This window comes from Sphingomonas cavernae (assembly GCF_003590775.1).
GTDB lineage: Bacteria > Pseudomonadota > Alphaproteobacteria > Sphingomonadales > Sphingomonadaceae > Sphingobium_A > Sphingobium_A cavernae.
Map to the genome: position 1 here is coordinate 788,400 of NZ_QYUM01000003.1, position 19,993 is coordinate 808,392.

The window sequence follows — 19,993 nt, forward strand, 5'->3', positions numbered from 1 at the left end:
GAGTTTCAATATGGTGTCGGTGCTGTTCGTATGTCTCGGGAATATCTGTCGTTCGCCGCTGGCGGAGGCGGCGTTCCGCGCCGAGGCCGAACGGCAGGGACTGGAAGTGGAGGTCGATTCGGCGGGCACCGGCGACTGGCATCTGGGCCATGCGCCCGACACGCGCGCGCAGGCGGTCGCGCGTCGCAACGGCATCGACATTTCCGCATATCGCGCGCGGCAGGTAGAGCCTGCGGATTTCACGCGCTATGATCACATTATCGCGCTTGACGAAAGCAATCTCGCCAATCTGCGTGCGATGAAGCCTGAAGGGGCGACCGCCGCGATCAGTCTGTTGCTCGATCATGTGGCCGGCCGCGAGGGCGATGCGGTTGCCGATCCCTATTATGGCGACGACTCAGGCTTCGATACGACCTGGGCCGATGTCGTGGCGGGTGCAAAGGGGCTTGCGCAGCGGCTCAGACCTTGATCGTTTCAGGTTGAATCAACCTGAAACGTGAATCAAGGTCTCAACCGATCAGGCTCAAGGGGTGAGCGCATAGCGCTCGACGACGTCGTAGCGCGCACCCTGATTTCCCAGTGTTGATTCGAAAAGCATGAAATGCGTGACCGTGAAGGGGTCGCTGGAAAGTCCGCCATGGCTTTCGGCGAAGCCGTCGAGGCGCCCCGTGTCGCGCCCCAGGCGCGCCAGCGTAAGATGCGGCAAATAGGCGCGCGTTTCCGGGGCCAAGCCGATCCGGGCGAGCGACTGGTCGATCTTGTTGTGGAGCAGCGTCAACTGATCATGCGGCGCGACACCGGCCCAGAGCGTGTCGGTGCGCCCCTTGCGATCGAAAGTTCCGATACCGCTGAGCATGATCTCGAACGGCTGTTGGCGGACCTGACCGAGCGCTGCAGCGACGTCGGCGGCGGTGTGACGGTCGACCTCACCGATGAAACGCAGCGTCAGATGAAGCTGGTCGTCGTCCTGCCAGCGCGCGCGCGGAACGCCGCCCATAAGACCAAGAAGATGCTGACGTATCGCGGCCGGCGGCCGGATGGCGGCGAAGAGTCGATGCATGGAAATAATTTGTAACAGAAGATCAGCGGTTAATCCCGTCCGGTTTTCCTTGAATCTATCGTGCATTCCACCGATATTACGCTCATCCGGCCCCTTGGCCGGGCAAAGGAGACGAATTCAAATGGCAAACTGGTCTGACCCCCGGACGACAGCCGCGCGGTTCCCGGCGCAAGCCGGCGTTCGCGATGCCGCATTCGATGCGGGGCTGCGGTCCTACATGCTTTCGGTCTACAACTATATGGCGTCGGGCGTGTTGCTGACGGGCGTCGTCGCGCTGCTCTTCGCCAGCTCGGGCCTTGCGCAGAGCATTATGTTCGGACCGGGAATTCTGAAATGGCTGATCATCCTGTCGCCGCTGGCGTTCGTGATGGTGATGAGCTTTGGCCTGAACCGGCTTTCGACCGGCGCGCTCCAGGCCTGCTTCTGGGCCTTCGCGACGGTGATGGGCCTGTCGATGTCGACGATCTTCCTCGTCTACACGGGCACCTCGATCGCGCAGACCTTCTTCGCGACCGCCGCGGCCTTCGCAGGGCTTAGCCTGTGGGGCTACACGACCAAGAAGGATCTGTCGGGTTTCGGCACCTTCCTGGTCATGGGTCTGGTTGGCCTGATCGTGGCATCGGTCATCAACATCTTCCTCCAGTCGGGGACGATGGCGCTGGTGATCAGCTTCGTTGGCGTGCTGCTGTTTGCTGGCCTGACCGCCTATGACACGCAGCGCATCAAGTCGATGTACGCGTATGTCGCGGGCACGGACATGATGGGCAAGACCGTGATCATGGGCGCGCTGTCGCTCTATCTCGACTTCATCAACATGTTCCAGTTCCTGCTCAGCTTCATGGGCAACCGCGAATAGTTCTTCAGGAACTTCCGAGCCGAGGCGTGGCCCGGCAGCGCAAGCTGCCGGGTCTTTTTTGTTCGTGGCGGAATGGGCATCTGGCACCAAGTACCCCGGCGCAGGCCGGGGGCCAGGAGACACAGGCACAGCACTCTGCCACTCTGGACCCCGGCTTGCGCCGGGGTACACGGTTGGATTTTTGCCGTTCAGGCGGGTTCGGGCTGCGCCGGTTGCGCGGGCATGGCTGCATCGTCGAGTTCGCTCGCGCGGACATGCGCGGGACGCGCGGCAAGGGCTGCGATATACGCCTCGAACGCGGGGCGCGTGGGCAGCGTGCCGAACTGCGTGCCCCACATGATGTGCGAGCCGACATAGACGTCGGCGGCCGAAAAGCGGTCACCCGCAACGAACTGCTTGCCGGTGACGGCGCGCTCGAGCGCGTCGACCGTATCGTCATAGCAGCCATAGCCCGCCATCATCTTCTTGTCGTCGGGCAACTCGACGCCAAGCGTCTTGTCGAGGATGGCCGCCTCGAGCGGCCCAGCGGTGAAGAACATCCAGCGATAGTAATCGCCACGATCAGCCGGCGCGGGGGCAAGTCCGGCGTCGGGAAAAGCATCGGCGAGATAGGCGCAGATTGCCGCACATTCGGTGACGACCGTGTCGCCGTGCCGGATCGCGGGCACCTTGCCCATCGGGTTGACCGCCAGATATTCGGGCGCCTTCATCGTGGTGCCATAATCGAGCACCTCGGTGCGATAGGGTGCGCCGACTTCCTCAAGCATCCAGCGCGCAATGCGGCCGCGCGACATGGGGTTGGTGTAGAAAACGAGTTCCTTCGACATGGCATCACTCCTTCGAATCACCATTGGAACATAACAGGAACAATTATCCCTGTCATGCAAGGTAGCGCGTGAAGAAGGCGAGCGTGCGATCCCAGGCGAGGTCTGCTGCAGCCTTGTTGTAGCGCGCGCTCGAGGTGTCGTTGTTGAAGGCGTGCTCGACCCCCGGATAGGTGAAGCTCTCGACGCGCTTGCCCGCCTTTTTAAGCGCTTCGGTCCAGGGTGCGCCGGTGGCGTTCACCCGGCCGTCATTGCCCGCATATTGCAACAGCAGGGGCGACTGGATCCGCACGGCTTCCGCGGGGGCGGGCGCCGGGCCGTAATAGGATACGCCAGCGTCGAGTTGCTTGCCTGCTGCGAGCGCGACCTGATTGACCATTGCGCCACCCCAGCAAAAGCCGACCGTACCCGCCTTGCCGTTGGTGTTCTCCAGCGTCTTCAATCGCTGGATCGTGGCCACGCCCTGTGCGATGACCTGCTTGTAATCGAGCTTGCCGATCATCTCGCGCGCCTTGTCCTCATCCGCCGGGGTGCCGCCCGAAGCCGAGAGGAAATCGGGCGCGACGACAAAGAAGCCCGCCAGCGCCAGCCGCCGCGCGACATCTTCGGTATGCGCGTTGAGCCCCCGATTCTCGTGGATGACCATGATCGCGCCCAGCTTGCGTGCGACGTTCGCCGGCTTTGCGAAATATCCGGTCATGGAGCCACCATCGATTTCATAGGGCCCCTTGCGCAGCACGAGGCGCTTGTCATCGGGCGGAACTATCGCGGCAACCGCGGGATCGGCCGCGATCGACAGCAGCAGCGCATTGGCCGCGGCCGCGCTTCCGGCGAGCCTGGTCAGTTCGGCCATGAAAGACCGACGGTCGAGCGTTTCGTGCGTGTAGCGATCGTAGAGCGCGATTGCCTTGGCGCGGACGGCATTGTCGATCATGCTTTCTCCCCGTGACAGCGCACCGCGCAGACGATGCGTCAGATCAGCTCGGCCGTACGCACCAGCTTCAGCAGCTCCTTCGCGCACTCTTCCGACGAGGCGGGATTTTGCCCGGTCACGAGCAGTCCGTCTATCTCGATATGTGGGGCGAAGTCCGCCGCGCTTCCGTAAAGGCCGCCGCGATCCTTCAGCTTGTCCTCGAGCAGGAAGGGGACGACCTTTTCGAGCCCAACCGCCGTTTCCTCGCTGTTGCTGAACCCGGTGACGCGCCGGCCGCTCACCAGCCATTCGCCCTTCTCGTCGCGGACGTTAACCAGCGCGGCGGGCGCATGACAAACGGCCGCCACGGGTTTGCCAGCCTTCCAGAAAGCTTCGATGAGCGCGATCGATGCGGCATTGTCGGGGAGATCCCACATCGGGCCATGGCCGCCGGGGAAGAAGATCGTATCGAAATCCTGCGCCTCGACGTCTGCGAGCTTCAGCGTGTTGGCGAGTTGCGCCTTCGCCGCCGCATCGTCGTTGAAACGGTGCGTGGCGTTGGTCTGGTTCTCGGGCGCGTCGCTTTTGGGGTCGAGGGGCGGTTGCCCTCCCGCCGGCGAGGCGAGAGTGATCTCGGCGCCAGCCTCTTTCAGCACATAATAGGGAGCGGCGAACTCTTCGAGCCAGAAGCCTGTTTTCTCACCCGTATCGCCGAGCCGGTCGTGCGATGTGAGGACGATGAGAATCTTCATGGCGGGCCCCTCGATGTGCGGGCTGCAGGGAGGAGAGCAGTCTGCGCCGGAAACGCTTCGCCGACTGGCAAGTTCCGATTTCGGCATGGGCACGGGGTGAGGGGGCGTCGTTGCGGCGATGGCCGCAAATCGCAAGGCGCTTGTCAGTTGTCGTGCGCTGCGGGATAGTCCGCGGAGTTGGTGCCGAGATTTGCCCGGAGACCGCTGGATGCTGCTCAATCGTCGAACCTGCTGCGTTGTCATCGGTCTGCTGGCGCTTGGCGCTTGCGGCCTGCGCGATGCACAAGAGAATGCGGCGAGCGTCGAGGTGCCCACCAATCAGGTGCGCAGCCACTTTATCGGGCTGCCCAATGGCGCCACAATCGCGGTCGAGCCGGGATCGGTAGGCGAGCAACTGGCGAATTACCTCGCCTCACGCGATCCGGCGCCGCGCAGTTTCGAGATCGGGGGCAAGCAGTTCGACGACTGGTCGGCGACCGCGACGCCTGCGACGCGCGCGATGGTCCCCGAACTCGTCGAATTGCTGAAATCCTATCCCGATGTCCGGCTCCGTCTCGTCGGCCACAGCGACGGCGCGGGCGATGCCAAGGCGAACCAGAAGATTTCCGAAGACCGCGCGATCACCGCCAAACAGATGCTCGTCGAGGCGGGTATTTCCGAGGACCGGATCGAGACGGAAGGCAGGGGCATGTCGCAGCCAATCGCAGACAACGCCAATGTGGAGGGACGCGCGCGCAACCGCCGCATCGAGCTGATCGTCATCGAGAAATAGCGTCGTTCGAGGTTCGCCCTATGCGAGCTGGGCGAGATTGATCCGGAAGCGGCCGCCGCCATCTCGACTGGCCCGATATCGCGCGCGATCGGCGTCGCGGTACAGCGATGTCCAATCGTCCTCCGTCGCGACTGGGCCTTCGGCGATGCCGATGCTGACCGTCACCTTGATACCCGAGGGCATGGGCGCAGTCCGCACCCGTTCCAGCAGCAGAGCCGGAGAGAATGATTCGGCGGATTGCGCGGGCAGAAGGATGGCGAACTCGATACCGCCCAGGCGCGCGACGGGCGCGTCGCGGGGCGCGAAGTGCTGAGCCGTCTCCGCGACAATGCGTAGCACCTCGTCGCCGCCGTCATGACCGATCCGGTCGTTGATCTCCTTGAAGCCGTCGATATGCAGCAGCAATAGCCGCTGGGGTACGCGCGCGCCGATGGCAGCGGCCAGAAAGGCGCGGCGATTGGCGATTCCGGTGACAGGGTCGGTTTCGGCAATCAGCCGTGCCAGCGTCTCGCTTGCTCGCGCGCTGTCGCGCTCGTCGCTGAGCAGCCTTATGCGATAGGCGATCGCAACCGCGCTCAGCAGCGCCTCTGCGCTCATCGCCATGACCGTGCTGTTGTCGATCCAGAAGGACGGCGGGAGGAGGCCGAGATTGGCGATGACCCGGATGACCGCGAAAAGGAACGGCGCTGCCCAGGCGATCAGGAAAACGGTCAGGAAGCGGCTGCGGCGGATGCGTGCAAAGGCGATCATGGGTATTGCGCAGAACAGCAATGCACCCAGCGCGAGAGAGTTTGCGGTGTCGAGCAGCGCGATCCGCCAAGGGGCGAGCGCCACCATTGCAGCCGTCGCGGCCAGGGAGGTGACGGTCGCCACGCGCGTGAGGCGGAGCACCCAGCGCGGTATGATCCGCGCCTCGAAGAAATGGCGGACAAATGCGATCGCGGCGGCGACGACGAGCGTCAGCAACCCATAGTTGATGCGCAGCCGGTCATTGTTGTCGATCGCGGGCCAGACCCAGGCAAGTGCGCCTGATGACGAGAAGGCATAGGCCATCATCGCAACCAGCATTGCGCAATAGGCGATCTGGAACCGGCGCCGCATCACCGCCCACATCATCAGATTGTAGCAAAGTAGCGCGAGGCAAAGCCCCAGAAAACCGGCATAGAGCGCGGTCAGCGCTAGATCGCGCCGCGCGGCTTCGCTTTTCGGCAGTATCTCCGGCGAAAACAGCACGCCGCGGACATTCGCTGATCCCTGGACATGCGCAACGATCGCGGTGATCGGCGCGCTGCGTACGGGAAGATCATATTGGATGAAAGCGCCCGGCCGGATACGCGGTGATGTGCTGGCAGAGGTTGACAAGACCTGCGCGGTGAAGCCGTCGGCATAGAGAATGTGCAGCCTGACCGCGTCCTGCCAAACGCTGGCCGTCCTGAGCACGAAGGGTTCCTCGGCGCTTCCGGTGACCGAAAATCCGCTGAGCAACACCCAGAAGTCGCCGCGGCCATGCCTCGTCTGGCGGGCGCCGCAATCGAGCGGCACCGATCCGCTGAGGATATCGGCTTCGGTCTGGCCGCCCGTATCCGCGCGCAGGCAGGGTGTTGGATGGATACGCGCATGATCGGGCATTGCCGCGACAGGGCTCGACAGGAGCGCGGCCAACAACACCAACATTGCCGCAAGGCCGCGGCCTAACGATGATCCGAAACGCGAATCCATGGCAACCGACGTAACATCAAATCGGTAAAAACGGGTTAACCAAAAGATCTGATGCTGAAGGTGCCCAGCCCCGTGCGCGCGAAGGGCGGGCCCGCCCTTATTTCGTTGCAACAGCCTTATTTCGCCTTGGCGGGCTCGGCCTTCTTGCCGCCCTTTTTGGGCTTTTTCGGCGCGGCGGGGGTCACCTCGAAGGCGAGCGCATCGTCCTTCATATGGACACGGACCTCGCCGCCATGGACCAGCTTGCCGAACAAGAGCTCCTCGGCGAGCGGCTGTTTGATCTTTTCCTGGATCAGGCGACCCATCGGGCGGGCGCCGTACAGCTTGTCGTAGCCCTTGGCGGTCAGCCACGCCTTGGCATCGTCGTTCAACGTGATGTGAACATTGCGATCCGCCAATTGAAGTTCGAGCTGGAGGATGAATTTCTCGACCACGCGCGAGACGACCTCGGGCGGCAGATAGCCGAACGGGACGATCGCATCGAGGCGGTTGCGGAATTCGGGGGTGAACATCTTCTTCACCGCCTCCTCGCTCGCGTCTTCCTTCGAGATGTTGCCGAAGCCGATGCCCTCGCTCGCCATGTCCGACGCGCCCGCGTTGGTCGTCATGATGAGGACGACATTGCGGAAATCTACGGTCTTGCCGTGATGGTCGGTCAGCCTGCCATGGTCCATCACCTGCAGCAGGATGTTGAACAGGTCGGGATGCGCCTTCTCGATCTCGTCGAGCAACAGTACCGAATGCGGCTGCTGGTCGACCGCGTCGGTCAGGAGGCCGCCCTGATCATAGCCGACATAGCCCGGAGGTGCGCCGATCAGCCGCGAGACCGAGTGGCGTTCCATATATTCGGACATGTCGAAGCGCTGGAGCGGGATTCCCATGATTGATGCAAGCTGACGTGCAACCTCGGTCTTGCCAACGCCCGTGGGGCCGGAGAAGAGATAGTTGCCGATCGGCTTGTCGGGATCGCGAAGTCCCGCGCGGCTGAGCTTGATCGCGGAGGACAGGGTCTCGATCGCCTTGTTCTGGCCGAACACGACGCGCTTCAGATCGGTATCGAGATTGGCGAGCGTCGCCTTGTCGTCGGTCGAAACCGATTTGGGCGGGATGCGCGCCATCGTCGCCACGACCGCCTCAATTTCCTTGGGCGTGATCGTCTTTTTCCGCTTGGAAGGCGGCACGAGCATCTGCATCGCGCCGACTTCGTCGATCACGTCGATCGCCTTGTCGGGCAGCTTGCGGTCGTTGATGTAGCGCGCGGAGAGGTCGACCGCCGCCTTGATGGCGTCGGGCGTGTACTTGACGTTGTGATGCTCCTCGAACGCTGTACGGAGCCCTGCGAGGATCTTGATCGTGTCCTCGATCGTCGGCTCGTTGACGTCGATTTTCTGGAAGCGCCGCAGCAATGCGCGGTCCTTCTCGAAGTGATTGCGGAATTCCTTGTAGGTCGTCGAGCCGATGCAGCGGATCGCGCCGCCCGACAGCGCGGGCTTGAGCAGGTTTGATGCGTCCATGGCGCCGCCCGATGTGGCGCCAGCGCCGATCACGGTGTGAATCTCATCAATGAAAAGGATCGCGTCGGGGAGCTTCTCAAGCTCGGTGACAACCGCCTTAAGCCGCTCCTCGAAATCGCCCCGGTAACGCGTGCCCGCAAGCAGTGCGCCCATATCGAGCGAGTAGATCACGGCGGGCTTGAGCACGTCGGGCACATCGCCCTCGACGATCTTGCGCGCCAGCCCTTCGGCGATCGCGGTCTTGCCGACGCCGGGATCGCCCACATAAAGCGGGTTGTTCTTCGAACGACGGCACAGGATCTGGACGGTGCGATCCACTTCGGCCGAACGCCCGATCAGCGGATCGACCTTGCCCGCCTTCGCCTTCTCGTTGAGATCGACGGTGAACTGCTTAAGCGCGCTTTCATTCTTCTGCTTGGTGTCGGCCTTCTGGTTCTTTTCCTCTTCGGCGCCCTTCACTTCACGCTGCTCCGGAATTGCGCTGCCCTTGCCGACGCCGTGGCTGATATAGCTGACGGCATCGAGGCGGCTCATGTCCTGCTGCTGCAGAAAATACACGGCATAGCTCTCGCGTTCGGAAAACAGCGCGACCAGGACGTTCGCGCCGGTGACCTCATCGCGGCCCGACGACTGGACGTGCAGGATTGCGCGCTGGACGACGCGCTGAAAACCGCTGGTGGGCGAGGGATCGGTCTCTCCCTCGACCTTCAGCGCGTCGAGCTCGCCGTCAAGATAGGTCGTCACGGCATCGCGCAATTCGCCCATCTCGACGCCGCATGCCGCCATGACCTGGCTCGCATGCTCGTCGTCGATCAACGCGAGCAGGAGATGCTCGAGCGTCGCATATTCGTGGCGGCGATTGGACGCGGCTTCGAGCGCCTTGTGGAGCGTTTTTTCGAGCGCGTTGGCGAATGACGGCATTTCAGTCTACTCCATGCGGGGCAACGGATACGCCCGTCCCCGGTTCCTTATATGTCGGAAGTGCTGAAGGGTTGATCAAGGACAGCCGCATCGCACCGGAAAATATCGCGCAGTTTGCGCGCCCCGGTGCGGCTGCGGTCATCGCTTGAACAGTGCCTCTGCGCTGGTGCGGTGGCTGGTGGCGGCTGCAATCCGCGCCTCCGCGCGCGCGATTTCGAGCTTCAGCGCTTCGATCCTCAGCGTCAGCTCCTCGATCGACAGCGGATCGAGATCCTCCTTGACGAGCATCGCAAGTGGTTCGCCCGGCCGCTTCGCAAAAAGTTCGTCCAGATCCATCGGAGAAACGTTGACCGAAACGGTTCCGCTGTCAATAAACCGCGCGGCGGCTGTTGGCCGCAGTGGGGGATTATATGTCAGCGTTGCCTGAGAAGATGATCGCGATCGACCCGTCTGAACCGGGTGGGCCCGAGGTGCTGCGGCCGGTCGAACGTGCAGTGCCGCAACCGGGGGCGGGGGAAGTGCTGGTTCGGGTCGCGGCAGCAGGCGTCAATCGCCCCGATATTCTCCAGCGGCGCGGCCTTTATCCGCCACCGCCCGGCGCGCCGACGATACCTGGGCTTGAGATCGCGGGCGAGGTCGTCGCGCTCGGCGAAGGCGTGCACGAGATACAGCCTGGCCAGGCCGTTTGCGCACTGATCGCCGGCGGAGGTTATGCAGAATATGCAGTCGCTCCCGCGGCCCAATGCCTGCCCGTGCCTCACGCGCTCACGATGATCGAGGCGGCGGCGCTGCCCGAAACGCTGTTTACCGTGTGGACCAATTTGTTCGAGCGCGCTTATGCCGTGGAGGGCGACGTCGTGCTCGTTCATGGCGGTACCAGCGGCATCGGGACAATGGCGATCACGCTCGGCAAGCTCTTCGGATTGAGAGTGATCGTCACGTGCGGATCGGACGAAAAATGTGCAGCCGCCCGTGAATTGGGCGCCGATCTGGCTATCAATTACCAGACGCAGGACTTCGTGGCCGCGGTCAACGAGTTCACCGGCGGCACCGGGTGCACAGCAGTGCTCGACATGGTCGGGGGCGATTATGTGCCGCGCAACCTCCAGTGCCTTGCGCCGGAGGGGCGGCATGTCTCGATCGCGGTGCAGCGCGGCGCGACCGCGGAGGTCAATATCGCCGCGGTGATGATGAAGCGGCTGGTTCTGACAGGCTCGACGCTGCGCGCGCGCTCGGTCGAGTTCAAGGGTCTGGTCGCCGACGAACTCGTGCGCTCGGTATGGCCATTTGTCGAGGAAGGCAGTTTGAAGCCCGTCATTGACGCCGTCTTTCCGCTTGCCGAGGCGGCCAAGGCGCATGCGCGGATGGAGGCGGGGGAGCATGTGGGGAAGATCGTTCTGACCATGGGCGTGTGATAGGTGGTCGTCCGTAGAATCTGACCCATGCCGGTGCTCCGGGCTTGACCCGGAGCCCATGTCGGAAGTGACAAGCCGGCCGGACAAAATGGGCTCCTGCTTTCGCAGGAGCACAAGCCGATTTAACCGACCGTAGCCTAACGCCTGAACAGCCGTTTGTCCCATGGCCAGCGGCTTTTCGCGAGGATGCGCGCGCTCCTCGCCGCGGGATGCAGAGGGTTGAGCAGCCAGTTGGTGCCGTCGGGGGCGATCACCGAGGGAACGCGGGCGACAGGCGTTTCCGCGGTCTTCAACCAGGTGTCGCCCCAGGCTCTGCTCTCGGCGATGTCGCGCGGCAGGCGGTTTTCGGGCCATTCGGTTGCGGCCAGGCCGTCGTCGAACGCGATGCGCATGAGCTGAAACGGCGCGGGCATGGTCTCGACCTCAAGATGGACGAGCACTTCCAGCATCGCGAGCGCGCTTGAATCGGCGGCGTAAACGATCGGGCGCCCTTTGCTGTGCCAGCGGCCGCCGACGATCGTGCCGCCAACCCCGTCGAGATCGGCATGCTCGGAAATGCGCCAGACGATCATCGCGGTGCTGCAGATTCAGGCCGAAAAGCCGTGGCGCGCCTGCATCAACACTTCCTCGACCAGCCGCGTCCCTGCGTCGCTCTTCAACAGGTCGATCGGCCGAGCGCCGTCGAAACGCTGTTTGGGCGCGTCGAGCCATGCCATCGCGCGCGCGCGATTGCCGAAGATCTGCGCGGCGGTTTGCAGCACGGTCACGAATCGCGCAAACCGATCGCTCTCCTCGGGCGTCAGCCGTTCGTCCTGTTTGAGCCTCCGGTCCAACGTACGGCGGGGGCCTACGATACGCGCCACATCGGCGATGCTGATCGCGGGATCGGCGACCAGATCGCGGACGACCTTGACCGGCAACCCGCGCGCCACGGCCTCCGCCTGTCTGAGCGGCGGCGCCTTCACGAAGCGTTCAAGCGAAAATGCAGTTGCCATATGGCCAATATAGGTAGGCCAAATTGCGAACGCAACCCGTCGCCCGTCCGGGCTTGCACGGTATCTGGTGTCACCAAAGCGTCATCCCCCGGGGATTCGAACTGTAACACGAATCCGCGAAAGCTCCCGGGCAAGGCCAATGTCCGGGGGACTTTGCATGGATACCATCAACCGCATTGCGATGGATGCCGACATCCTCGATTTCGTTGGGGCCGAGCCGCATTTCGCCGAGCGCTGCCACACCAAAAGGCGATGCTTCCGCACGATCTGGATTTCCGACATCCATCTGGGCACACGCGGCTGCAACGCCAGCATGCTCATCGATTTTCTCGACAGCACCGACAGCGAGACGATGTACCTCGTCGGCGACATCATCGACGGCTGGCGGCTGAAGAAGCGTTTCTACTGGCCCGCCGCGCATAACGACATCGTCTGGCGGATTCTCAAGCGCGCCAAGCGCGGCACGCGGATCGTGTATATCCCGGGCAACCATGACGAGATGTTCCGCCAGTTCACGGGACTGCAGTTCGGCGGGGTGGAGATCAAGCGGACCGCGATCCACAAAACGGCCGACGGCAGGCGCCTCCTCGTTCTTCACGGCGACGAGTTCGACACCATCATGCTCGCGCACCGATGGCTCGCGCATGTTGGCGACTTTGCCTACGAAACGCTCATGCGGCTCAACTATGCCGTGAACAAGGTTCGCGCCCGGCTGAACCTGCCTTACTGGTCGCTGTCCAAGCACGCCAAGCACAAGGTGAAGAACGCGGTAGAGTTTATCTCCAAGTTCGAGGAGGTGGTGGCTCACGAGGCGGGTGCACGCGGAGTCGACGGCGTGGTCTGCGGTCATATCCACACCGCCGAAATCCGCGATATCGCGGGGGTCGAATATTATAATGACGGCGACTGGGTGGAGGGATGCACCGCGTTGGTCGAGCATTTTGACGGCCGGATGGAGGTGCTCCACTGGGCCGATGAGGTCGCTGCGCGCAACGCCGCCGATATCGCGCGGATTGCCGCGTGAAGATCTGCATCGTCACCGACGCCTGGGATCCGCAGGTCAATGGCGTCGTCCGTACGCTGACGGCGGTGCGCGCCGAACTGGAAGCGGCGGGGCACGTCGTGCGCGTAGTTTCTCCCGACCTGTTTCTGTCGCTGCCATGCCCGACCTATCCCGAGATCCGTCTGGCGATGACGCGCACCGCGACCGTGGGTTCGATCATCGAGGATTTCGCGCCTGACGCGATCCATCTGGCAACCGAGGGGCCCCTCTGCGTGGCCGCGCGGCGCTGGTGCCTGAAGCGCGATTTCCCTTTCACCACCGCCTATCACACGCAGTTTCCCGATTATGTGGAGAAGCGCACGGGCATGCCGGCCGAGTGGGTGTGGCGATACATCCAGTGGTTCCATGAGCCCGCGCGAGCGGTGCTCGCCTCCACGGCCAGCATCCGCGCGACGCTCGTCGACCATGGCATAATGCAGGTGCGCCATTGGGGGCGTGGCGTCGATCTCGCATGCTTCAACCCTGACGCATCGCCGCCCGACATCTATGCGGGGCTTGCAAGACCGATCCAGCTCTATGTCGGCCGCGTTGCGGTGGAGAAGAATATCGAAGCCTTTCTCCGGACCGACGAACCCGGCACCAAGGTGGTCGTCGGCGACGGCCCTGCGTCCGCGGAACTCAAGGAGCGCTTCCCCGACGCCGTGTTCGCCGGCCCCTTGACGGGCACCATGCTCGCAGGCGCCTATGCGGCAGCCGACGTGCTTGTCTTTCCCAGTCGAACCGATACTTTCGGACTCGTAATGATCGAGGCCTTGGCCTGCGGCACGCCTGTTGCGGCTTATCCCGTAACCGGCCCCGTCGATGTTCTGACGCGCGAGACGGGGTGCATGGACCACGATCTGGCGCGCGCGATCCGGGGCGCGCTGCAATTGGGCCGCGACGATTGCGTGTTGCATGGCCGCAGTTTCACCTGGACCGAAAGCGCGCGGCAATTCCTTGACGCGCTTGCGCCGCTGGACGAGGATTTGCGCGCGGCCGCCTGAGGGCGGAGACAAGAGAAACTTGCTCTTGCGCGCCCGGATGTTTAGATCGGGTGCAATATTCCGGCCGCTCCGTGAGGGGCGGCCCTTATTTTGTCTGGAGAATTCACCGTGGCCCAGCCGCTCATGCCCCATGCGACCGCTTCGTGGCTGGTCGACAACACCGCGCTCAGCTTTGAGCAGATTGCCGAATTTTGCGGGCTCCACATTCTCGAAGTTCAGGCGATCGCCGACGACACTGCCGCCACCAAGCTTACTGGCCGCGATCCGGTTCGCGCGCACGAGCTGACGATGGACGAGATCGAAAAGGGTCAGAAGGATCCGAACTACCGGCTCGTCATGTCAAAGGGCCCCGATCAGATCCGACGCACCAAGGGACCGCGCTACACGCCCGTTTCCAAGCGCCAGGACAAGCCCGACGGCATTGCGTGGATCATCCGCAACCATCCCGAGATTTCGGATGGCGCGATCGGCAAGATCATCGGCACGACGCGCACGACGATTCAGGCGATCCGCGAGCGCAGCCACTGGAACATCGCCAACATCATTCCCAAGGATCCCGTGACGCTTGGGCTCTGCTCGCAGCGCGAGCTTGATGCGCTGGTCGCCAAGGCCGCCAAAAAGGCCGGGCTTGAAGCGCCGACCGACAGCCGGATGGAGGGCGACCGCGCCGCGCTGATCGAGGAGCTGCGCGCCGAACGCGATGCCGCAGCGCGTGACGCCGATGCCGCGCTCCACGCGGAAGAGCATGGCCCGCAGCCCACCGAGCATACCGCGGACAGCCTTTTCAAGAAGTGAGCGGCGCCTCGCCTGACGCGTCGCTGACGCAGGACGAGAGCTTCGTCGCGACGAGCCATAAGGGACTGACGCACCCGCTGGGACGGTTCGCGCCCGAGCCGGGCACGTTGCATCGGCTGGATGGCGGCGTGCGCTGGGCGCGGATCGAGCTGCCCGGCTCGCTGGGGCACATCAATTGCTGGGTGCTCGACGATGATGGCGGCGCCGCAATCGTCGATACCGGGCTCAATCTGCCGGATTGTCGCGCGAACTGGGAGGCGATCCTTGCCGGCGAGCTGGCGGGCGTCGAGATAACGCGCATTGTCTGCACGCATCTGCATCCCGATCATATCGGACTTGCCGGCTGGCTCGCAAAAAGGTTCGATGCGCGAATCTGGATGACGCGCGGCGAGTGGCTGACCGCCCAGATGCTGCGCGCCGACGCACGCGATACGGTTCCCGATGATGTCAACGCAATGCGCCACGCCGCAGGGTGGAGCGCGGCACAGATCGAAGCCGCCGCCGCCGAGGGGTGGGGACGGATGCGGTCGATCGTGCACCGCCTTCCGATGAGCTATCGCAGGATACAGGATGGCGAGACGCTCAGCTTTGGCGGAGAGACATGGCGCGTCGTCACAGGGTGCGGGCACAGCCCGGAACATGCGTGCTTGCTCAACGAACGGGCGGGCGTGCTGATTGCGGGCGATCAGGTGCTGCCGCGGATCAGTTCCAACGTGTCACTGGGCATTACCGAGCCTGAAGGCAATCCGCTGGGCGACTGGCTGGCCTCGATCGAGAAGCTGTTGGGGCTGTCTGACGATCTGCTGGTGCTGCCCGCGCATGGCGAGCCTTTTCGCGGCCTTCATGCTCGATTGAAGGCGTTGCGCGGCGAACATCTGGCGAGGCTTGACGAGCTTTGCGAGTTCCTTGTCGAGCCGCGCCGCGCGATTGATTGCTTCGGTTGCCTGTTCAGCCGCGAGATCAAGGACGATGTGCTGGCCATGGCAACCGGCGAGGCGCTCTCTCACCTCAGATATCTCGAGGTTTCGGGACGTTCCGTGCGCGAGGTTCGTGACGGAATCGCGTGGTATAGAGCGACTTGACCAACCCCTGCGCCAGCCTACACTTCTGTCAATGAGCGCGCCCTTACCGATCTGGAAAACCCATTATAACCATCCCAGCGAATGGGATCAGAGCTTCGCCCCGCTTTCTCTTCCGGCAATGCTGGAGGCGAGTGCTGCCGCGCATGGGGCCGCCGACCTGATGGACTTCATGGGGCGGCGCTACAGCTATGCCGAAACGCTCGACGCGGCCAACCGTGTCGCTTGCGGGCTCCAGGCAATGGGCATTGCCAAGGGCGACCGGGTCGGGCTCTTCCTGCCGAATGTGCCGCATTATCTGGCCGCATATTATGGCGCGCTCAAGATCGGCGCGACCGTGGTGAACTTCTCGCCGCTCTATACTGTCGACGAACTCGCGCATCAGGTCTCGGATTCGGGAACCCGTGTGCTGTTCACGCTGTCCGCCAAGGCGCTGTTGCCGACCGCGCTCAAGGTCATGGCGCATAGCGCGCTCGAGCGGGTGATCGTCGGCTCTGTCGCGGGTGTCCTGCCAATGGGCAAATCGATCCTCTACCGCCTCTTCAAGCGCGACGAGGTCGCCGAGATGCCGCATGGCGACCCGCGTGTGACCAGGTTTTCCGCGCTTGTCGACAATGACGGCGCATGTTCATGTGCGCCCATCGACCCGGTGAACGACGTCGCGCTGATCCAATATACCGGCGGCACCACGGGCACACCCAAGGGCGCGATGCTCACGCACCAGAATCTGACCGGCAACGCACGGCAGGTCGATCTGCTCGATCCCGATCCTTCGGCACCCGACAGAATAGTTGGCGTGCTGCCCTTTTTCCATGTCTTCGCAAATACCTGCGTGCTTAATCGCACGGTCCACCGGGGCGGCATGATTGCGATGCTGCCGCGCTTCGACGCCGCACAGACGCTGGCGCTGGTCCAACGCGTCAAGGCGACTGCGCTGCCCGGCGTGCCGACGATGTATCAGGCGCTGCTCGATCATCCGCGGGTCGACCGCACCGACTTTTCCAGCTTGCGCGTGTGCATATCGGGTGGCGCACCGCTGCCGGCGGAAGTGAAGGCCAGGTTCGAGGAACATACCGGCGCCAAAGTGGTCGAAGGCTATGGTCTGACCGAAAGCTCCGGCGTCGTCTCGACCAATCCGTATGAGGGGCTCAACAAGCCGGGCACGATCGGCCAGCCCATTCCCGGCACGTTGGTCAAGCTTGTCGACAAGGAAGACCCTACCAGGCCGCCGCCGCAGGGGCAGCCCGGCGAACTCGTTTTCGCGGGACCGCAGGTGATGAAGGGGTATTGGAACCGGCCCGACGCCGATGCCGACGTGTTCGTCGACGGTTTCCTGCGCACGGGCGACGTCGGCGAGATCGACGCGGATGGCTATATCCGCATCGTCGACCGGCTGAAGGATATGATAGCTGTCGGCGGCTTCAAGGTGTTCCCGAGCCAGATCGAAGCGATTCTCTATCGCAATCCCGCGGTGAAGGAAGCGCTCGTGATCGGCGTGCCCGACGCCTATCATGGCGAGATGCCGAAGGCGTTCGTCACATTATCCGAAGGCGCAGCGATGGATGGCGAGGCGTTGAAGGCATGGCTCAATCCGCAGCTCGGCAAGCATGAGCGCGTACTGGCGGTCGAGGTGCGCCTCAACCTCCCCAAGACGCTGATCGGCAAGCTGAGCCGCAAGGAGCTGGTGGCGGAGGAGAAACAGAGGGCCGCGAGCGCGTAATCGGCGGGAACTTGCGCCGCGCTGAGCTTTCACCGGCGCCTAAAAGTTGTGGCGTCGAACGCTTGACCCTTTGCTGAGCCGCCGTCACAAGCGAAAACCATGGGACAGGAACAGGATGCCTTTGCCGAGCTTTCGTTCGAGGACGCGCTGAAGCGGCTCGAGACCATCGTCTCGCGGCTGGAGAGCGGGGAAGCATCGCTTGACGAGTCGATCGGGCTCTATGCCGAGGGCGACAAGCTGCGCGCGCGCTGCGAGGCGCGATTGGCCGAAGCGCAGGCGAGAATCGAGAAGATCGGGCTCGGTCAGGATGGTCGCCCCGCCGGAACCCAACCTTTCGATGCCGGCTGACGGCACAATGACTCGAGCGTCGATCGATCTGACGCCCGCGCTGGACCAGATCGCCAGCGAGATGGATCGGCAGTTCGACCTGTTGCTCCGCGTGCCCGACGATTCGCGTCGCACGCTTTTTCAGGCGATGCGTCATGCGGCGATCGGCGGCGGCAAGCGCATGCGTCCCTTGCTGACCGTTGCAACCGCCGAAATGTTCAATGTCGACCGGCAACGCGCGCTGCGCGTGGCGACCGCGGTTGAATGCATCCACGTCTATTCGCTGATCCATGACGACCTGCCCGCGATGGACGATGACGACCTGCGCCGCGGCAAGCCGACGGTCCACAAGGCGTTTGACGAGGCGACCGCGGTATTGGCGGGCGATGCGCTCCACGCGCTGGCCTTCGAGATACTCGCTGACGAGGAAACGAGCCCCGATCCCTTCGTGCGATCCGAACTCGTCTTCGAACTGGCGCGTGCGAGCGGCCCCAGCGGGATGGCGGGTGGCCAGATGATGGACCTGGCGGCCGCACATGACAGTTTCGACCTGTCCGCGGTGACGCGGCTCCAGCAGCTCAAGACCGGCGCGCTCATCGGCGTTTCGGTCGAATCGGGGGCAATCCTTGGCCGTATCCCGCCCGAAGGGCGCATGGGTCTGCGCGGCTATGCCCGCGATATCGGGCTGGCCTTCCAGATCGCGGACGACATCCTCGACGTCGAGGGTGATGCCGACGTCGCCGGCAAGGCGCTCAACAAGGACATGGCGGCGGGCAAGGCGACCTTCCTTTCGCTGCTGGGGCTCGACCGCGCGCGAGAGCAGGCAGGGCTGCTCGTCGATCAGGCTGTCCGGCACCTGCGCGGCTTCGGCCATGAAGCAGATCTGCTGCGCGCGGTGGCGCGCTACGTCGTCGAAAGGGATCGCTGATGAGCGAGCGTATTGGCGTTTATCCGGGGACATTCGATCCGATCACGCTCGGACACATGGATATCATTCGCCGCGGCGCGAAGCTGGTCGACCGGCTGGTGGTCGGGGTGACCACCAATCCCTCCAAGGCGCCGATGTTCTCGCTGGAAGAGCGGATGCACATGGTGCAGCGCGAGGTTGCGGCGATCGGGGGCGAGATTCATGTGGTGTCGTTCAATTCACTGCTGATGGACTTTGCCGAGCGCGAGGGTGCATCGATGATCGTGCGCGGCCTGCGCGCCGTGGCCGACTTCGAATATGAGTATCAGATGGCTGGGATGAACCAGCAGCTCAACGACAGGATCGAAACGGTCTTCCTCATGGCGGACGTCTCGCTGCAGCCCATCGCTTCGCGCCTGGTGAAGGAGATCGCGTTGTTCGGGGGCAATATCTCGCGCTTCGTCCCGGCGCCTGTCGAGACCGAAGTGAGGGCACGTGTCGCAGAAATCGGGCTCAAGGGCGACTAGACCTTGATCGTTTCAGGTTGAGCTTCCGCCTCAACCGATCAGGCTTTAAGCGTTCAGGCAGCTTTCAGCCGATGGCGCTTAGTCGGCGTCACGGAATTTGGTTCTGGGGATTGGAAAGAACAGCATGAAATCGACATTTTTGGTGACGGCGCTGGCCGGACTTTTCGCGAGCCAGGCGGCAGTAGCGCAGGATCAGCGACCCTCGCCCGCGCAATTGCCGATGCCTGCGGCCGCGCCTGACCCTGCCACCGATCAGCAGAATCTCGTCAATCTTGACCTCTCATCGGGCGGCCGGGTCGTGCTCCAGCTCCGTCCCGATGTCGCGCCCAACCATGTTGCGCGCATGAAGGCGCTCATCTGCCGCGGCTTCTATGACGGCATCATCTTCCACCGCGTGATCGACGGCTTCATGGCGCAGGCGGGCGATCCGACTGGGACGGGCGAGGGTGGTTCCGATCTTCCCGACCTCAAGGCCGAGTTCAATCTGTTGCCGCATCTGCGCGGCACGGTGTCGGCTGCACGTACCAACGACCCCGATACAGCGAACAGCCAGTTCTTCATCATGCTGATGCCGCGCACGACGCTTGACCGGCGCTACACTGTTTACGGCCGGGTGATTTCGGGCATGCAGTATGTCGATGCGATCGAGAAGGGAGAACCGCCCGCGAATCCGAGCAAGATATTGAAGGCGACGCTGGCTGGCGGTTGCGCCGGTGTGCCCACCGCACCCGCACCCGTAGCGCCGGCCCCCGCACCGGCAGCGCCCGTGGCCACGCCGCCCGCGGCCGAGGCTGCGCCGCTGCCCGCCGAGCCGACGACGCCCGAGGAGCCGGCTACCCCGCCGCAATAAG

22 protein-coding genes are annotated in these 19,993 nt (G+C 63.6%); 13 read left to right on the plus strand and 9 right to left on the minus strand.

Translation table 11 applies throughout. The annotated features are described in order from the left end of the window. Window positions 1-10 precede the first annotated feature (10 nt). The gene (locus tag D3876_RS11460; RefSeq protein WP_119762293.1) at window positions 11-469 is read left to right on the plus strand and encodes a low molecular weight protein-tyrosine-phosphatase; all 459 of its coding nucleotides are present in this window, start codon (window positions 11-13) and stop codon (window positions 467-469) included. A 54-nt stretch (window positions 470-523) separates the two neighbouring features. On the opposite strand, the gene thpR is transcribed toward D3876_RS11460, so the two are convergent. After that, the gene (gene thpR, locus D3876_RS11465; RefSeq protein WP_119762295.1) at window positions 524-1,060 is read right to left on the minus strand and encodes an RNA 2',3'-cyclic phosphodiesterase; all 537 of its coding nucleotides are present in this window, start codon (window positions 1,058-1,060) and stop codon (window positions 524-526) included. A gap of 121 nt (window positions 1,061-1,181) precedes the next feature. Here thpR and D3876_RS11470 point away from each other — a divergent pair, with 121 nt between their 5' ends. Beyond that, window positions 1,182-1,916, plus strand: a complete 735-nt coding sequence (locus D3876_RS11470) for a Bax inhibitor-1/YccA family protein (RefSeq protein WP_119762297.1) — start codon at window positions 1,182-1,184, stop codon at window positions 1,914-1,916. Window positions 1,917-2,104: 188 nt separating this feature from the next. Here D3876_RS11470 and D3876_RS11475 read toward each other — a convergent pair whose 3' ends face one another. The 3 genes from D3876_RS11475 to D3876_RS11485 are packed head-to-tail and all read right to left on the minus strand — an operon-like array spanning window position 2,105 to window position 4,405. Further along, on the minus strand, window positions 2,105-2,743 hold the full coding sequence (locus D3876_RS11475; protein WP_119762299.1) for a glutathione S-transferase family protein: 639 nt from the start codon (window positions 2,741-2,743) through the stop codon (window positions 2,105-2,107). 52 nt (window positions 2,744-2,795) lie between these two features. Next, the gene (locus D3876_RS11480) at window positions 2,796-3,674 is read right to left on the minus strand and encodes a dienelactone hydrolase family protein (protein WP_119762301.1); all 879 of its coding nucleotides are present in this window, start codon (window positions 3,672-3,674) and stop codon (window positions 2,796-2,798) included. Window positions 3,675-3,712: 38 nt separating this feature from the next. After that, window positions 3,713-4,405, minus strand: a complete 693-nt coding sequence (locus tag D3876_RS11485) for a type 1 glutamine amidotransferase domain-containing protein (protein WP_119762303.1) — start codon at window positions 4,403-4,405, stop codon at window positions 3,713-3,715. A gap of 208 nt (window positions 4,406-4,613) precedes the next feature. Here D3876_RS11485 and D3876_RS11490 point away from each other — a divergent pair, with 208 nt between their 5' ends. Further along, window positions 4,614-5,177, plus strand: a complete 564-nt coding sequence (locus D3876_RS11490) for an OmpA family protein (protein WP_182911988.1) — start codon at window positions 4,614-4,616, stop codon at window positions 5,175-5,177. An 18-nt stretch (window positions 5,178-5,195) separates the two neighbouring features. On the opposite strand, the gene D3876_RS11495 is transcribed toward D3876_RS11490, so the two are convergent. The 3 genes from D3876_RS11495 to D3876_RS11505 all read right to left on the minus strand — a co-directional run bounded on the left by D3876_RS11495 (window position 5,196) and on the right by D3876_RS11505 (window position 9,667). Further along, on the minus strand, window positions 5,196-6,851 hold the full coding sequence (locus tag D3876_RS11495; RefSeq protein WP_182911989.1) for a sensor domain-containing diguanylate cyclase: 1,656 nt from the start codon (window positions 6,849-6,851) through the stop codon (window positions 5,196-5,198). Between the two features lie 161 nt (window positions 6,852-7,012). Then, complete coding sequence (gene clpA, locus D3876_RS11500; protein ID WP_119762309.1) at window positions 7,013-9,331, minus strand: ATP-dependent Clp protease ATP-binding subunit ClpA; 2,319 nt, start codon at window positions 9,329-9,331, stop codon at window positions 7,013-7,015. A gap of 138 nt (window positions 9,332-9,469) precedes the next feature. Beyond that, window positions 9,470-9,667, minus strand: coding sequence for a DUF1192 family protein (locus tag D3876_RS11505; protein ID WP_119762311.1), 198 nt, complete (start codon window positions 9,665-9,667; stop codon window positions 9,470-9,472). A 74-nt stretch (window positions 9,668-9,741) separates the two neighbouring features. On the opposite strand from D3876_RS11505, the gene D3876_RS11510 reads away from it, so the two are divergent. Continuing rightward, window positions 9,742-10,746, plus strand: a complete 1,005-nt coding sequence (locus tag D3876_RS11510) for an NAD(P)H-quinone oxidoreductase (RefSeq protein WP_182911990.1) — start codon at window positions 9,742-9,744, stop codon at window positions 10,744-10,746. A gap of 137 nt (window positions 10,747-10,883) precedes the next feature. Here D3876_RS11510 and D3876_RS11515 read toward each other — a convergent pair whose 3' ends face one another. Both D3876_RS11515 and parS read right to left on the minus strand, forming a co-directional pair. Then, window positions 10,884-11,318: an RES family NAD+ phosphorylase gene (locus D3876_RS11515; RefSeq protein ID WP_119762315.1), complete on the minus strand. Its 435-nt coding sequence runs from the start codon at window positions 11,316-11,318 to the stop codon at window positions 10,884-10,886. Between the two features lie 15 nt (window positions 11,319-11,333). Beyond that, complete coding sequence (parS, locus tag D3876_RS11520; protein ID WP_119762317.1) at window positions 11,334-11,741, minus strand: type II RES/Xre toxin-antitoxin system antitoxin; 408 nt, start codon at window positions 11,739-11,741, stop codon at window positions 11,334-11,336. A gap of 157 nt (window positions 11,742-11,898) precedes the next feature. Between parS and D3876_RS11525 the strand changes: the two genes are divergently transcribed. The 9 genes from D3876_RS11525 (at window position 11,899) to D3876_RS11565 (ending at window position 19,992) form a co-directional block, all read left to right on the plus strand. Next, the gene (locus tag D3876_RS11525) at window positions 11,899-12,765 is read left to right on the plus strand and encodes a UDP-2,3-diacylglucosamine diphosphatase (protein ID WP_119762319.1); all 867 of its coding nucleotides are present in this window, start codon (window positions 11,899-11,901) and stop codon (window positions 12,763-12,765) included. After that, the gene (locus D3876_RS11530) at window positions 12,762-13,787 is read left to right on the plus strand and encodes a glycosyltransferase family 4 protein (protein ID WP_119762321.1); all 1,026 of its coding nucleotides are present in this window, start codon (window positions 12,762-12,764) and stop codon (window positions 13,785-13,787) included. Before D3876_RS11525 ends, D3876_RS11530 begins: the two co-directional genes overlap by 4 nt. Before the next feature lie 108 nt (window positions 13,788-13,895). Beyond that, complete coding sequence (locus D3876_RS11535) at window positions 13,896-14,582, plus strand: DUF1013 domain-containing protein (protein WP_119762323.1); 687 nt, start codon at window positions 13,896-13,898, stop codon at window positions 14,580-14,582. Continuing rightward, on the plus strand, window positions 14,579-15,664 hold the full coding sequence (locus D3876_RS11540) for an MBL fold metallo-hydrolase (RefSeq protein WP_119762325.1): 1,086 nt from the start codon (window positions 14,579-14,581) through the stop codon (window positions 15,662-15,664). The genes D3876_RS11535 and D3876_RS11540 overlap by 4 nt, the downstream gene beginning before the upstream one ends. A gap of 31 nt (window positions 15,665-15,695) precedes the next feature. Continuing rightward, window positions 15,696-17,381, plus strand: coding sequence for a long-chain-fatty-acid--CoA ligase (locus D3876_RS11545; RefSeq protein ID WP_119762327.1), 1,686 nt, complete (start codon window positions 15,696-15,698; stop codon window positions 17,379-17,381). Between the two features lie 99 nt (window positions 17,382-17,480). Next, the gene (locus D3876_RS11550) at window positions 17,481-17,729 is read left to right on the plus strand and encodes an exodeoxyribonuclease VII small subunit (protein WP_119762329.1); all 249 of its coding nucleotides are present in this window, start codon (window positions 17,481-17,483) and stop codon (window positions 17,727-17,729) included. Between the two features lie 7 nt (window positions 17,730-17,736). Then, window positions 17,737-18,636: a polyprenyl synthetase family protein gene (locus D3876_RS11555; RefSeq protein WP_119763755.1), complete on the plus strand. Its 900-nt coding sequence runs from the start codon at window positions 17,737-17,739 to the stop codon at window positions 18,634-18,636. Beyond that, window positions 18,636-19,142 carry a pantetheine-phosphate adenylyltransferase gene (coaD, locus tag D3876_RS11560; protein ID WP_119762331.1) on the plus strand — a complete coding sequence of 169 codons (507 nt, stop codon included), beginning with the start codon at window positions 18,636-18,638 and terminating at the stop codon, window positions 19,140-19,142. The genes D3876_RS11555 and coaD overlap by 1 nt, the downstream gene beginning before the upstream one ends. A 124-nt stretch (window positions 19,143-19,266) precedes the next feature. Beyond that, window positions 19,267-19,992: a peptidylprolyl isomerase gene (locus D3876_RS11565; RefSeq protein ID WP_119762333.1), complete on the plus strand. Its 726-nt coding sequence runs from the start codon at window positions 19,267-19,269 to the stop codon at window positions 19,990-19,992. The last annotated feature ends 1 nt before the right edge of the window (window position 19,993 follow it).

What these genes read in the sequence shown, in the direction of transcription:
- D3876_RS11470 (WP_119762297.1), top strand. Translation starts at nt 1,182, where the DNA reads ATGGCAAACTGGTCTGACCCCCGGACGACAGCCGCGCGGTTCCCGGCG.
- D3876_RS11555 (WP_119763755.1), top strand. Translation starts at nt 17,737, where the DNA reads ATGACTCGAGCGTCGATCGATCTGACGCCCGCGCTGGACCAGATCGCC.
- clpA (WP_119762309.1), bottom strand. Translation starts at nt 9,331, where the DNA reads ATGCCGTCATTCGCCAACGCGCTCGAAAAAACGCTCCACAAGGCGCTC.
- D3876_RS11505 (WP_119762311.1), bottom strand. Translation starts at nt 9,667, where the DNA reads ATGGATCTGGACGAACTTTTTGCGAAGCGGCCGGGCGAACCACTTGCG.
- D3876_RS11565 (WP_119762333.1), top strand. Translation starts at nt 19,267, where the DNA reads ATGAAATCGACATTTTTGGTGACGGCGCTGGCCGGACTTTTCGCGAGC.
- parS (WP_119762317.1), bottom strand. Translation starts at nt 11,741, where the DNA reads ATGGCAACTGCATTTTCGCTTGAACGCTTCGTGAAGGCGCCGCCGCTC.
- coaD (WP_119762331.1), top strand. Translation starts at nt 18,636, where the DNA reads ATGAGCGAGCGTATTGGCGTTTATCCGGGGACATTCGATCCGATCACG.
- D3876_RS11460 (WP_119762293.1), top strand. Translation starts at nt 11, where the DNA reads ATGGTGTCGGTGCTGTTCGTATGTCTCGGGAATATCTGTCGTTCGCCG.
- D3876_RS11490 (WP_182911988.1), top strand. Translation starts at nt 4,614, where the DNA reads ATGCTGCTCAATCGTCGAACCTGCTGCGTTGTCATCGGTCTGCTGGCG.
- D3876_RS11525 (WP_119762319.1), top strand. Translation starts at nt 11,899, where the DNA reads ATGGATACCATCAACCGCATTGCGATGGATGCCGACATCCTCGATTTC.
- D3876_RS11545 (WP_119762327.1), top strand. Translation starts at nt 15,696, where the DNA reads ATGAGCGCGCCCTTACCGATCTGGAAAACCCATTATAACCATCCCAGC.
- D3876_RS11475 (WP_119762299.1), bottom strand. Translation starts at nt 2,743, where the DNA reads ATGTCGAAGGAACTCGTTTTCTACACCAACCCCATGTCGCGCGGCCGC.
- thpR (WP_119762295.1), bottom strand. Translation starts at nt 1,060, where the DNA reads ATGCATCGACTCTTCGCCGCCATCCGGCCGCCGGCCGCGATACGTCAG.
- D3876_RS11515 (WP_119762315.1), bottom strand. Translation starts at nt 11,318, where the DNA reads ATGATCGTCTGGCGCATTTCCGAGCATGCCGATCTCGACGGGGTTGGC.
- D3876_RS11485 (WP_119762303.1), bottom strand. Translation starts at nt 4,405, where the DNA reads ATGAAGATTCTCATCGTCCTCACATCGCACGACCGGCTCGGCGATACG.
- D3876_RS11495 (WP_182911989.1), bottom strand. Translation starts at nt 6,851, where the DNA reads ATGTTGGTGTTGTTGGCCGCGCTCCTGTCGAGCCCTGTCGCGGCAATG.
- D3876_RS11550 (WP_119762329.1), top strand. Translation starts at nt 17,481, where the DNA reads ATGGGACAGGAACAGGATGCCTTTGCCGAGCTTTCGTTCGAGGACGCG.
- D3876_RS11480 (WP_119762301.1), bottom strand. Translation starts at nt 3,674, where the DNA reads ATGATCGACAATGCCGTCCGCGCCAAGGCAATCGCGCTCTACGATCGC.
- D3876_RS11510 (WP_182911990.1), top strand. Translation starts at nt 9,742, where the DNA reads ATGTCAGCGTTGCCTGAGAAGATGATCGCGATCGACCCGTCTGAACCG.